A 12,166-nucleotide genomic window follows, 5' to 3' on the forward strand; every position below is an offset into this window, starting at 1 on the left:
ACCAGATGATATTCAGTCAAAGGCCAAGATGACCATAGATGAGATAGATCGCCGTCTTCTCGCCGAACTGCAGAAAGACGCGACCCAGTCGTACGCCGCGCTCGGGCAGGCCGTCGGACTCTCCGCCGGAGCCGCTCACGAGCGGGTCCGCAAGCTCAAGGCGGCCGGCGTGATCCGCCGGACCACGATCGAGGTCGATCCGGCCGCACTCGGCACGGGCGTACTGGCTTACGTGTTGCTCGACACCGACGCCTGGATGGGTGACGACTCGACCCGGCAGGCGCTGCGCGACATCACCGCCGTCGAGGAGGCGCACATCATCGCCGGGCCTGCCTCGGTGCTCGTCAAGGTGCGAACCACCAGCACCGAAGCGCTGCAGGCCACCCTGCGCGCGCTCCATCAGGTGGACGGTGTGACCAGCACTCAGACAGTCGTCGTGCTGGAGTCGTTCTTCGAGCGGCCGCCGACGGTGATGTGATCAACAACCTGTCACTGGAGAAGCTGACTTCACCCTAGACTCGGGCTCGCCGAAGGGAGTTCAGCTGTGTCTGACAGCAAGCGCATCACCAAGGTACTGGTCGCGAACCGGGGCGAGATCGCCGTCCGGGTGGTCCGTGCCGCCGCCGACGCCGGCCTGGGCAGTGTCGCCGTGTACGCCGACCCCGACCGGGACGCGCTGTTCGTCCGGCTCGCCGACGAGGCCTACTCGCTGGACGGTGCGACCCCGGCGGACTCCTACCTGAACATCGCCAAGATCCTCGACGTCGCGGCCCGCTCCGGCGCGGACGCGGTGCACCCCGGCTACGGCTTCCTGGCCGAGAACGCCGAGTTCGCCCAGGCCGTCATCGACGCCGGGCTGATCTGGATCGGCCCGCCGCCGGCCGCGATCGACTCGCTCGGCGACAAGGTGAAGGCCCGGCACATCGCCGAGAAGGTCGGCGCCCCGCAGGTCCCCGGTACGCCGAACCCGGTCGCCGACGCGGACGAGGTGGTCGCCTTCGCCACGGAGTACGGACTGCCGATCGCGATCAAGGCGGCGTACGGCGGTGGTGGGCGCGGGATGAAGGTCGCGCGCACCATGGAAGAGGTGCCCGAGCTGTTCGAGTCCGCGACCCGCGAGGCGATCAGCGCCTTCGGTCGCGGCGAGTGCTTCGTGGAGCGGTACCTGGACAAGCCGCGGCACGTCGAGACCCAGTGCCTGGCCGATGCCCATGGCAACGTCGTGGTGATCTCCACCCGCGACTGCTCGCTGCAGCGCCGGTACCAGAAGCTCGTCGAGGAAGCGCCCGCGCCGTTCATCACGCCGGAGCAGCGGGAGATCCTCTACACGTCGTCCAAGGCGATCCTGCGCGAGGCCGGCTACGTCGGCGCCGGGACCTGCGAGTTCCTGATCGGCCAGGACGGCCTGATCTCGTTCCTCGAGGTGAACACCCGGCTTCAGGTCGAGCACCCGGTCAGCGAAGAGGTCACCGGCATCGACCTGGTCCGCGAGATGTTCCGGATCGCCGACGGCGAGGAGCTCGGGTACGACGACCCGGAGATCTCCGGGCACTCGATCGAGTTCCGGATCAACGCCGAGGACCCGGGCCGCGGCTTCCTGCCCGCCCCGGGCACCCTGACCCGGTGGCACGCGCCGTCCGGCCCGGGCATCCGGCTCGACGGCGGCTACGACCAGGGTGAGACCGTGCCCGGCGCGTTCGACTCGCTGGTGGCGAAGCTGATCGTGTCCGGCCGGGACCGGACCCAGGCGCTGGAGCGGTCCCGCCGCGCACTGAAGGAGTTCGTCGTCGGTGGGATGCCGAGCGCGATTCCGTTCCACGCGGCCGTGGTCAGCGACCCGGCGTTCACCGGTGCCGACGGCTTCAAGGTGCACACCCGCTGGATCGAGACCGAGTTCGACAACCAGATCCCGCCGTACGACGGGGTCGCCGAGGGCGCCGAGCCGGACGAGCGGGAGAAGGTCACCGTCGAGGTCGGCGGCAAGCGGCTCGAGGTGGTCCTGCCGGCCGGTCTCGGCGCATCCGCCGCGGCCTCCGGTACGGCGAAGAAGAAGCCGGCCAAGCGCTCCGGTGGCAGCAGCAAGGGCGGCGCCACGTCGGGCGACTCGCTGACCTCGCCGATGCAGGGCACCATCGTCAAGATCGCCGTCGAGGAGGGCGCGACCGTCGCCGCGGGCGACCTGATCGTCGTCCTCGAGGCGATGAAGATGGAGCAGCCGCTGAACGCGCACAAGGCGGGCACCGTGACCGGCCTGTCCGCCGAGGTCGGCGCGACGGTGGCCGCCGGCGCCGCGATCTGCGAGATCAAGGACTGACAACTTCTCGGCGCCCACACAGCGAGTTCTCAGGGAAACGCTGTAAGTTCCCCCCAGGATTGCCGCGCTCGGTTCGGTGAGGGAGAACTCTGCATGTCCAAGAAGACCCATCAGCAGCAGCTCGCACAGCGCAAGGCGCAGCGTCAGGCCGAGCGTGATGCCGAACGCCGTCGCCAGCGGCGGATGCTGACTGTGACGATCACGGCCATCGTCGCCGTGGTCGTCGTGATCGTCGGTCTCTTCGTGGCCCTGGGCACCAACGACAAGGACACTCCGGCCGCCGGCGACACGCCGTCGCCGTCGTCGACCGCCCCCTCGGCACCGGGGGCGGAGAACAAGCCGAAGTCGATCCCGACCGCGCTGGCCGCCGCTCCCCAGCGGACCACGCCGCTCGCCTCCGAGGTCGACTGCAGCTACAAGAAGTCGACCGAACCGGCCAGCAAGCCGGTGAACGCGCCCGCCAACGGCAAGGTCAAGGCCAGCGGTACGTCGAAGGTCACGCTCGGCACCTCGATCGGCGACCTGCACCTCAAGCTGGACAGCGCGCTGGCTCCTTGCACGGTGAAGAGCTTCCTCAACCTGGTCGGCCAGAAGTACTTCGACAACACCAAGTGCCACCGGCTCACCGTCGGCGCCGGCCTTCAGGTGCTGCAGTGCGGCGACCCGTCCGGCAGCGGCTCCGGCGGCCCGGGCTACAGCTTCAACGACGAGGTCTACCCGCAACTGAAGTACGGCCGCGGCATCCTGGCGATGGCGAACGCCGGCCCGAACACCAACGGCAGTCAGTTCTTCATCGTGTACGGCGATGCGTCGGCGCTCACCCCGGCGTACACGGCGTTCGGCACCGTCGACGAGGCCGGGCTCAAGGCGATCGACAAGGTCGCGAACGCCGGTGTCGTTCCTTCTCCGCAGGGCGGCCCGACCGACGGCGCGCCGTACACCCCGGTGGAGATCAAGAGCGCTACCGCGGCAGCCTGAGCTGCCTGACGGCAAGCGGCCCGCCCCCTTCCGGGAGCGGGCCGCTTGTGCGTTGCGGGGTCAGGCGAGTTCGTCGTACCGCGAACGGGGCCAGGCCAGCAGTGCGTCGATCTGGACCATGGCCGACTGCTCGAGCAGCAGGACCGGTCCGTCGGCGAAGTGGAACAGGCCGGTGGCCGGGTCGCGGACCTCCTTCCAGGCGCGCTCGGTGTACGCCTGCATGGTGGCCTTGTAGCTCGGGTCGTGCGAGATCGAGTCGAGGATCAGCAGGTTCTTGAAGTAGATCGAGTTGAACCTCGTCGGCTGCTTCCAGAGCCGGTCCTCGGCGCCGTAGAACGCGAGCGACGCCTTCGCGAGCGACTTGGCGTCATCGAGGTACTTGCGGTCGTGGGTCGCCTTGTAGAGCAGGGCTCCGGCGCCGAGCATGACGCCCTGGTTGTAGCTCCACTGGGTCTTCTCGACGTTACCGGCGAGGTCGATGTGGTCGTAGTACAGGCCGTTCGGTGCCAGCATGCACTGCTGGGCCCACGCGTACATCCGCTTCGCCTCGGTCAGGTAGGACTTGTCCCTGGTGAGCAGGTAGAGGTGAGCGCCGAGTTCGGCACCGGGGCCGTTGGAGATGGTGTTGCGGTCCTGGCTCCAGGGCGCCTGGGTCCAGTAGACGCCGCCCGCGCACGGGTGCGTCGGGTCGGTGTCCCAGCCGTGCACGACGAGCGCGAAGATCTCCTTCGCCCGGTTCAGCGACGAGCGGTCACCAGTCCGCTGGTAGTGCTGGATCAGGTTGAGGCCGATCCACTCGTTGTCGTCGTAGAACTTGTCGCCACCACCGCCCAGCGGCGGGCGGACGTAGGAGTCGTAGCCCTTGGGCGTGGTGGTGTCGTTCCAGTACGGCTGATACCCGGCCAGCCTGCGCTCGGCCTCCGCCGACGCCTTGCGGCCCGCGCCCGGGATACCGGCCAGGTCCTCGGCGGCGACCGCGGCCTGCGAGTACGGCCAGACGTAGGAGTAGGCGTTCTGCTGGGTGTTCGGGTACTCCTCCAGCAACAGGTTGTGGCCGGCCTCGAAGTACTTGGTCAGGGCCTGGTACGACGCCGCGGCCCGGGCGGCCGGGTTAGGCAAGTGACCGGCCGTCTCGGTCGCGGCCGGGCCGTTGGTGACGGCCGCACCGGCTGCAGGGGCGTGCAGCGCAGCGAGCATCGAGACCGCCAGTACCCCACCGGCGATCCTCATGGTTGATATACCAAATTTCCTGCGCATCGACTTGCTCCTCCTGGGCGGCTGCGGTTGACATCGATGTCACGTTCTAACCGGCGCAGGGATTCGGCGTCAATGCTTCAGCGTCAGCGGGTTTCCTGATCGCTTGATATATCAAGAGCGCTCGCCGGCGCCGGCACGAAGCTGAACCAGGCCGACCGGAGCCGCAGTCTCGACCGGAGCTGATCGCCGGTCATCGCCTTCTTCTGGCCGTTGACGCCGACGGCCTCGACCCGCAGCACCCGGCCGCCGCCGGGACCGACGCCGGTCCGCGCCGTCACCTTGAGACTGCGCAGGACGCCGACGCCGAAGGCCGCCTGGACCTGCGAGGTCGGCCTGGTGACCGTCCAGCTCGCGTTCGGGTTCCGGTTGCCCGGGTAGGCGTCCCAGGTGTCCACCTTCTGCACCTGGTACGCCAGGTCGCCGGGAGTGGTCGCGCCGCCGTTCGACGAGGAGAACTCCGCGATGATCGGCACACTCTTGTAGAGCCGGATCTGACCGGCGGTCGCCGCGATCGCGGCGTTGGTCGAGGACTCCTCCGAGTTGTAGCCGCCGTACACCTGGCAGAGGATCGTGTCGCACAGGTCGTAGGCACGCTCCGTCGAGCGCCTCCGGTGGTAGACCGCATAGGTGCGCGCGGCAACCGCTTGGGCTTGCAGAGCCGCCGGACGCCAGGTGTACAAGGCTTCCCGCGGTACGACGCCGCGCAGGTAGGTCTCCAGCGACAGCACGTTGACCGTGTCGAGATGGGGCCCGCTGGTGTCGATCGCACGGAGGATGCCGCGATAGCGGGCCTGGCTGCCGCTCGGCAGGATGAGCGCGGTGACCGCCGGCCCCTCGAACTGCGCCATCCCCTTCATCGTCCGCCACAGCGTCCAGACCCGCTTCTTCGAGTCGAACGAGCTCACCTTGGTGCCGCTGTCACCGGACGGATCGATCGACCACTGGTTCCTGGTCGATGCCTTGGGCAACGTGTAGAGCTTGCCGGCTTTCAGATCGCGCACCTTGAGATTGTCGGTGGCAACTACCCGGACCCCGTCGGTGGTGTCGGCCGTGAGCCGGATCCGGACGTTCCCGGTGGCCTTGCCGACCGCCGTACCGGGGTAGTAGAAGTCCAGGATCTGCTTGACCGACTTGCCCGCGATGGCAGCGCCCTGGGCACCGTACTGCGACATGCCGCGGCCGTGCCCGAAGCCCCGGCCACTGATCGTCGTGGTCGCCTGGGTCTCAGCTGGATCGGCTTCGCGGGCGACGGCAAGACCGGTGGGCAGAGTCGCGGCGACAAGAACAATCAGAACAGCGCGCTTCATGTGACGTAGACCTTCTGGGTGCGGAAGCTGAGGGTGAGCCGGCCGTGCTGGAACTTCTGCTGTACGCCGCCGGCGACCCGGAACGGTTCGGAGATCGGCAGGCCGAGGCGCGACCGGTCCGCGCCGAGAGCCCCGTACTTGCGGGAGATCAGGCCGTTCACGGCATGCATGCCGGTGCGCGGGGACCAGTAGATCGCGCCGTACTGGAAGTTCTGCGCCCGGCTGCCGGCGGGCTTGCCGTTGCGCTGTTCCGCTGTCGGCATGCCGAGCAGGCCGTCCGGTCCATAGGCGCGGAAGCGGCCGCGGAACCCTCCCTGGACGCTGTGCGCGCCGGTCGCGGGCGACCAGTAGAGATCCCGTGCGCCGAAGTACGTGGCGCGGCCGGTGCGGGTCGGGTGTTCACCCCAGAACGGCTGACCGATCCTGCGGTAGCCGCCCAGTTGCTGGGCGAACCGGTAGATCTCCGTCGACACACTACGGCCCATCAACACGTCGGCTCGTTGCTTCAGCCAACCGAGTTGCGAGTAGAGGTTGTTGCCCGGGCACGCGGTCGCCTTGGTGTCGCGGTGGCCGGAGACCGTGTGCAGTCTGCTGCCGCCCAGCACAACGGTGGCCTGCGGCGAGCGGTAGTTCGCATCGAGTTTCCAGGCGATCACCCGGGCCGTTGCCTCCAGCATCGATGCGGTCGGCTTCGCGTTCTCGAAGTTGCCGATCAGCGAGACACCGAAGGAGTTGGCGTTGAACGCGCCGGTGTGCGCGCCGAGGACGGGCAGCTGCGTACCGCCGTACCGGCCTTCGAAGATGCGGCCGAAGCGGTCGACGAGGAAGTTGTAGCCGAGGTCGCACCAGCCGCGGCTGCGCACGTGGTAGGCGTACATCGCGCGGATCATCGCCGGGACCTGTGCCCGCGTGTAGTTGTTGCGATCGGCCGTGTGGTGAACGAACGCCGCCTGCACGGTGCTGGTGTACTTCGGTCGCACGCAGGCCGCTCCGTTGTGGCTGCGCAACCGCTCGTCGGCTCCCCAGCCACGCCGGCCGATGACTGCGGGCGCCGGGTACGGCGCGGTCGCGTCGGTCCGGGTGGCAGCCAGGCTGCTCGGCAGATTCGCGTCGGCAGTGAGGGTGCCGGGCCGGATGAGCACGATCTTCGCGTCGTCGATCGTCGTCCCGTCCTTTGTGGTCAGGGACGCGTCGATGCCGTTCGCGTCGCCGACCCAGATCGGATCGGTGCCGGAGCGTTCCTGTCCTTCGGGGACGGCGGGATCGGGCCCGTGCTCGTCCTCGACCGGGAGCTGTTCCCAGTCCGACCACACGCCGTTGCGCTGGACCCGGATCTTGGCAACGACCTGGCTCGAATCCGGCCGGCTCGGCCAGGTGACCCCGACCATGCCGAAGGGCTTCGTCGCGCCGGCGGACGTAGTACCGAAGCCCTGCCGCAGTGGCAGTTCCTGGTACGACGGGTCGGTGGCTTCGGGTGCCGGGCCGGTTCTGGGTAAGGCCTGCGAATGGTTGGGCACGAACAGCGCCAGACCTGTCACCACGGTCACCGCGAGTCGGGTTGTTCTCATCTGTCACCCCTGTGCTCGGGCAGCGTGATCGATTATGTGCACACGGTGACGGGAATCCCTGGCATTGTGCTCACTCTGCGTGGCGGCACCTTTCGGGGCGATTGGGCCGTCCCGGTAGGCTCGACGCAACACCTGTCGAGGAAGGCTGTCATGGAATTCATCCTGCTGATCGCGGTGATCGTGATCGCCGCGCTGGCCTATCGCTCCTACCGCCGCACGCAACTGGAGACGAAGAAGCGCGACGAGATCTCGTCGGCCGAGCTCGAGTCGGTCAAGCGCACCGCCGACGAGGACATCACCAAGTTCGGCGAGGAGTTGCAGGACCTCGACCTGGACATGGTCGGCAAGGATCTCGGCGACGGCGCCCGGCAGGACTACCAGCGCGCGCTGGACTCCTACGAGTCGGCCAAGCAGGCGGTCGGCCAGGTCACCCAGGCCGAGCAGATCAAGCACGTGATCGAGATCCTCGAGGACGGCCGGTACGCGATGGCGTGCGTCCGCGCCCGGGTGAACGGCGAACCGCTGCCGCAGCGGCGCCCCTCCTGCTTCTTCAACCCGCAGCACGGCCCCTCCGTCGCGGATGTCACCTGGGCCCCGCCCGGCGGTGCACCGCGTGAGGTCCCGGCCTGCGCGGCCGACGTCGAGCGGGTCCGCGCCGGTGCCGAGCCGGACGTCCGCAAGGTCATGGTCGGCCCGCAACGGGTGCCGTACTGGGAGGCCGGACCGGCGTACTCGCCTTACGCCCAAGGCATGTTCGGCGGTCTGGGTGGCGTGATGACCGGAATGTTCATCGGCACCATGCTCGGCGGGATGTTCGCCGGCGGTGGCTACGGCGACTACGCCGGCGGCGGGTTCGACGGCGGCGGCTTCGACGGTGGCGGAGACGGCGGTGGGTACGACGGCGGCGACGGCGGTGGTGACGGTGGGGACTTCGACTTCAGCCAGGACTCCGGCGGCGACTTCGGCGGCGGCGACTCCGGTGGCTGGGACTTCGGTGGCGGCGACGGCGGCGGCTTCGACGGCGGCGGCTTCGACTTCTGATCCCCACCCTTTGGACCTCCGAGCGCTCAGCGCCCGGGGGTCCTTCGCTGTCGGGACGCAGCGGAAGGTGGTTGGGACGGCGCGGGCGGCGTAGCGTCGGCAGGGTGCATGAGCTCGCCATTGCGGAGAGCGTGGTGGACGCCGTCCTCGACAAGGTCGGGGACGGGCCGGTGGCGGCCGTGCGGCTGGAGATCGGGCGGTTGTCCGGGGTGGTGACGGATTCGATCAGGTTCTGTTTCGAGGTGGTGGCGAACGGGACCGGGTTGCAGGACGCACGGCTGGACATCGACGAGCCGACCGGCCGGGCGTACTGTCGCAACTGCGGTGACGAGTTCGAACTCGACGACCCGATCATGCTGTGCCCGTGTGGCAGTGCCGATCTCGAAGTGCTCAGTGGCCAGCAGCTGAGAATCATCTCGGTGGAGGTGGCCTGACATGTGCACCACCTGCGGCTGCGGCCGGCCCGACGGAACCGGCACCCGGCTGACCGTCGTACCCGATCATCACCATGAGGACCACGACCACGACGCCGGACATGGGCACGGCCACGACGGCGAGCACGAGGCCGGGCACGGGCACGGGCATGGGCACGGCGCCGAGCAGGTGATCGCCGGGCCGGAGACGCGGACCGTCCTGCTGGAGCAGGAGATTCTGGCCAAGAACGACGGGCTGGCGGCGGCCAACCGGCACCGCCTCACCGAGCGCGGGATCAGCGCGGTGAACCTGATGAGTTCACCGGGCTCCGGGAAGACCACCGTGCTCGAACACACCATCTCCGCGATCGGCGATCGGCGGAAGACGTTCGTGATCGAAGGCGATCAGGAGACCCTGTACGACGCCGAGCGGATCCGCGCGACCGGAACCGAGGTGGTGCAGATCAACACCGGCGCCGGCTGTCACCTGGACGCGCAGATGATGAGCTCGGGCCTGGCCGAACTCGCTCCCCCGGACGGCTCGCTGGTGTTCGTGGAGAACGTCGGCAACCTGGTCTGCCCCGCGTTGTTCGACCTCGGCGAAGCGGCCCGGGTGGTGATCATCTCGGTGACCGAGGGCGCCGACAAGCCGGCCAAGTACCCGTACATGTTCCGCACCGCCGATCTCGTCCTGCTGAACAAGATCGACCTGCTCCCGTACGTCGATTTCGACGTGGAGCTGTGCCTGAACCTGATCGCCCGGATCAAACCCGACGCGAAGATTCTCCAACTCTCCGCGACCAAGGGCGACGGCATGGAAGCCTGGTACGACTGGCTCGCCGAACTCTAGCGCGTCGGCGAAGGCTCAGTTCGTCAGCGCGTCGTGCAACTTCGTGATGACCGGCGCCTTCGGACGAGTACCGAGCGCCAGGAGGACGGCCGCCGCCAGCGCGAGCCACAGGTAGGCGTTGCCGGCGAGCTGTTCGAGCAGGTTCCAGGACAGTTCCTGGTTGTCGCCACGCGGCGGCCACCAGATCGGCCCGAGCAGGAACAGGCCGAACCAGGTCGCCGACACCACTATCGGATGGCGCCGTCCCACGGTCGTTGCCGTCAGCAAGGAGATGCCGAGCGGCAGGCACCAGACCCAGTGGTGGCTCCAGGAAACCGGCGAGCACAGCAGGCCGATCAACGCGCAGACCGACACCGAGGCGAGCTGTTCGCCACGCAACCACAGCACGCGGGTCAGCCAGAGTCCGCCGACGACGGTCAGCAGTACGACGACCTGCCAGAGCCGGCCGCCACCCGCCAGGTCACCGGTGACGCGAATCAGAAACCCGTTCCACGACTGGTTCCCGGAGTACGCCAGGCCGCCGATCCGCCCGGTGTCCGACACCATGTGCGTCCAGTAGTTCAAAGCTGTCCGCGGCGCGAGCAGAAAGCCGATCAGCACCGTCGCGAGGAACGCGGCCGACGCGTGCGCGAGCGCTCGCCACTGCTTCGTGACGAGGAGCAGTCCGAAGAACACCAACGGCGTCAGCTTGATCCCGGCGGCCAGCCCGATCCAGAGGCCGCGGCGCTTCGCCACGAGGACGTCGTACAGGACGATCGCGCAGAGGATCAGGTTGATCTGGCCGTAGGAGAGCGTCTCGCGCACCGGTTCGAGCAGCATGGAGGCGGCCACCAGGGCGACCAGAGCCGCCGGGTGAGGGCGGCCGAAGTACTTGCGGAGGACGTCGAGGTGGTTCCGCAGGCTCATCCGCCAGATGGCGAACAGGGCGATCAAGGAGACCGCGATCGATCCGCCGTACGCGAGTGGCCAGGGCAGCAGCGACACGGGCACCATCACGAGGCCGCCGAACAGCGGGTAGGTGAAGGGCATCGAGATGTAGCGCAGCCGCGCCTCGTACAAGGTGGACGGGTCGGCCAGGATCGCCGCGCCGCCGAGGCGGTACACCTTGAGGTCGGCGCCGGTGTGCCTCCATACGAACGGCAGCAGCAGGCCGACCAGCACACAGACACCGGCCGCGAACCACCAAGGTCGCTTTGCCGGAGTCCCCAGGAACCCGGTTGTCACCGACCAAGCCTGGCAGCCGAAGGGGCCGCAACCGGTCTATGCCGCTGGCAGCTTCCGGCCATTGGCCGCATGTACCGTCTGTGACGGTATTTCACGGTGCGCAACAGCCAGCAGTACTACGGCCGCCAGCGCTCCGATGAGGTAGGCGTTGCCGAGGAGCTGCTGACCAAAAGTCCAGGTCAGCTCGCGATTGTCGTGATTCGGCGGCCACCAGATGGGTGCCACGGTGAACAGACCGAACCACAGGACGCCGACGACTACTCGCCAGCGACCGTGGACGACTCGCACCAGCGACACGCCGAGCGGCAGGGCCCAGACCCAGTGGTGGCTCCAGGAGACGGGTGAGCAGAGCAGGCCGACCAGCGCGCAGATCGAGACCGCGGCCAGCCGGTCGCCGCGCAACCACAGCAGCCGGGAGAACCACAGCCCGCCGAGCACAGTCAGCACGACCAGCGCCAGCCAGACCAGGCCGCCACCGTCGAGATCGCCCGTCAACCTGACCAGGAAGGCATTCCAGGACTGGTTACTGCTGAACGCGAGCCCGCCGATCCGGGTGGTGTCGGAGACGAGCGAAGTCCAGTACTCCGTGGCCGAGTGCGGCGAGATCAGGAAGCCGAGGAGAACCGTGGCCGCGAACGACCCCGCGGCGTACAGCAGGGCCTTCCACTGCCGGGTGAACACGAGCAAGCCGAGGAAGACCAGTGGCGTCAGCTTGACCCCGGCCGCGATGCCGATCCAGACCCCGCGACGGGAGTGCTCGAGATCGAGTACGTCGTACAGGATCAGTGCGCAGAGCATCAGGTTGACCTGGCCGAAGCCGAGCGTCTCGCGGACCGGCTCGAGCAGCAGGGATCCCGCGACGACGGCCAACAGGAGCGCCGACGGGATACCGCGTCCCAGCGACAGGCGCCAGACGAAGACGAGGCTGACCACCGTTCCAACCGTCCACACGGTGGTCGCGACGGGCCAGGGCAGCAACGCGAACGGGACCATCACGACAGCGGCGAACGGCGGATACGTGAACGGCAAGCCGGCCAGCCGTACGTCGTACAGGCTCGACGGATCGTCCAAGAGAGCCCGGCCGCCGAGCCGGTACACCTTCAGATCGACCAGCGAGTGCTGCCACAACAGCGGCAGAACGATGCCTGCGGCAACACAGACCGCAAGGGCCACCGCCCACATCACTTTGCTCCGCACACCAGGAATCCTGGCAC

Annotated in this window: 11 protein-coding genes; 6 read left to right on the forward strand and 5 right to left on the reverse strand. The window is 68.3% G+C overall.

Annotated elements, in window-relative coordinates; all coding sequences use genetic code 11:
• Nucleotides 1-28: 28 nt before the first annotated feature.
• The 3 genes from EV138_RS10455 (at nt 29) to EV138_RS10465 (ending at nt 3,292) form a co-directional block, all read left to right on the forward strand.
• Entirely contained in the window at nt 29-478 is a 450-nt protein-coding gene (locus EV138_RS10455; RefSeq protein ID WP_133978180.1) for an Lrp/AsnC family transcriptional regulator, read from the forward strand.
• A 66-nt stretch (nt 479-544) separates the two neighbouring features.
• Nucleotides 545-2,314: an acetyl/propionyl/methylcrotonyl-CoA carboxylase subunit alpha gene (locus tag EV138_RS10460; protein WP_133978181.1), complete on the forward strand. Its 1,770-nt coding sequence runs from the start codon at nt 545-547 to the stop codon at nt 2,312-2,314.
• Between the two features lie 93 nt (nt 2,315-2,407).
• The gene (locus tag EV138_RS10465; protein ID WP_133978182.1) at nt 2,408-3,292 is read left to right on the forward strand and encodes a peptidylprolyl isomerase; all 885 of its coding nucleotides are present in this window, start codon (nt 2,408-2,410) and stop codon (nt 3,290-3,292) included.
• Between the two features lie 60 nt (nt 3,293-3,352).
• Here EV138_RS10465 and EV138_RS10470 read toward each other — a convergent pair whose 3' ends face one another.
• From EV138_RS10470 to EV138_RS10480, 3 genes are all read right to left on the reverse strand, one after another.
• On the reverse strand, nt 3,353-4,522 hold the full coding sequence (locus EV138_RS10470; RefSeq protein WP_238158055.1) for a glycoside hydrolase family 76 protein: 1,170 nt from the start codon (nt 4,520-4,522) through the stop codon (nt 3,353-3,355).
• 110 nt (nt 4,523-4,632) lie between these two features.
• Entirely contained in the window at nt 4,633-5,856 is a 1,224-nt protein-coding gene (locus EV138_RS10475) for a SpoIID/LytB domain-containing protein (RefSeq protein ID WP_133978184.1), read from the reverse strand.
• The gene (locus tag EV138_RS10480; protein ID WP_133978185.1) at nt 5,853-7,424 is read right to left on the reverse strand and encodes an N-acetylmuramoyl-L-alanine amidase; all 1,572 of its coding nucleotides are present in this window, start codon (nt 7,422-7,424) and stop codon (nt 5,853-5,855) included. Before EV138_RS10480 ends, EV138_RS10475 begins: the two co-directional genes overlap by 4 nt.
• A gap of 150 nt (nt 7,425-7,574) precedes the next feature.
• Here EV138_RS10480 and EV138_RS10485 point away from each other — a divergent pair, with 150 nt between their 5' ends.
• The 3 genes from EV138_RS10485 to hypB all read left to right on the forward strand — a co-directional run bounded on the left by EV138_RS10485 (nt 7,575) and on the right by hypB (nt 9,728).
• Nucleotides 7,575-8,465 (forward strand): cell wall metabolism sensor histidine kinase WalK, encoded by an 891-nt coding sequence (locus EV138_RS10485; RefSeq protein ID WP_133978186.1) that lies wholly within the window; start codon nt 7,575-7,577, stop codon nt 8,463-8,465.
• A 104-nt stretch (nt 8,466-8,569) separates the two neighbouring features.
• Nucleotides 8,570-8,899 carry a hydrogenase maturation nickel metallochaperone HypA/HybF gene (locus EV138_RS10490; protein ID WP_133978187.1) on the forward strand — a complete coding sequence of 110 codons (330 nt, stop codon included), beginning with the start codon at nt 8,570-8,572 and terminating at the stop codon, nt 8,897-8,899.
• Between the two features lies 1 nt (nt 8,900).
• Nucleotides 8,901-9,728: a hydrogenase nickel incorporation protein HypB gene (gene hypB / locus EV138_RS10495; protein ID WP_133978188.1), complete on the forward strand. Its 828-nt coding sequence runs from the start codon at nt 8,901-8,903 to the stop codon at nt 9,726-9,728.
• Between the two features lie 15 nt (nt 9,729-9,743).
• Here hypB and EV138_RS10500 read toward each other — a convergent pair whose 3' ends face one another.
• Complete coding sequence (locus EV138_RS10500) at nt 9,744-10,952, reverse strand: glycosyltransferase 87 family protein (protein WP_133978189.1); 1,209 nt, start codon at nt 10,950-10,952, stop codon at nt 9,744-9,746.
• A 36-nt stretch (nt 10,953-10,988) separates the two neighbouring features.
• On the reverse strand, nt 10,989-12,149 hold the full coding sequence (locus EV138_RS10505; RefSeq protein ID WP_238158056.1) for a glycosyltransferase 87 family protein: 1,161 nt from the start codon (nt 12,147-12,149) through the stop codon (nt 10,989-10,991).
• Nucleotides 12,150-12,166: the final 17 nt, after the last annotated feature.

It is taken from the genome of Kribbella voronezhensis, assembly GCF_004365175.1.
In the GTDB taxonomy this organism is placed as follows: Bacteria; Actinomycetota; Actinomycetes; order Propionibacteriales; family Kribbellaceae; genus Kribbella; species Kribbella voronezhensis.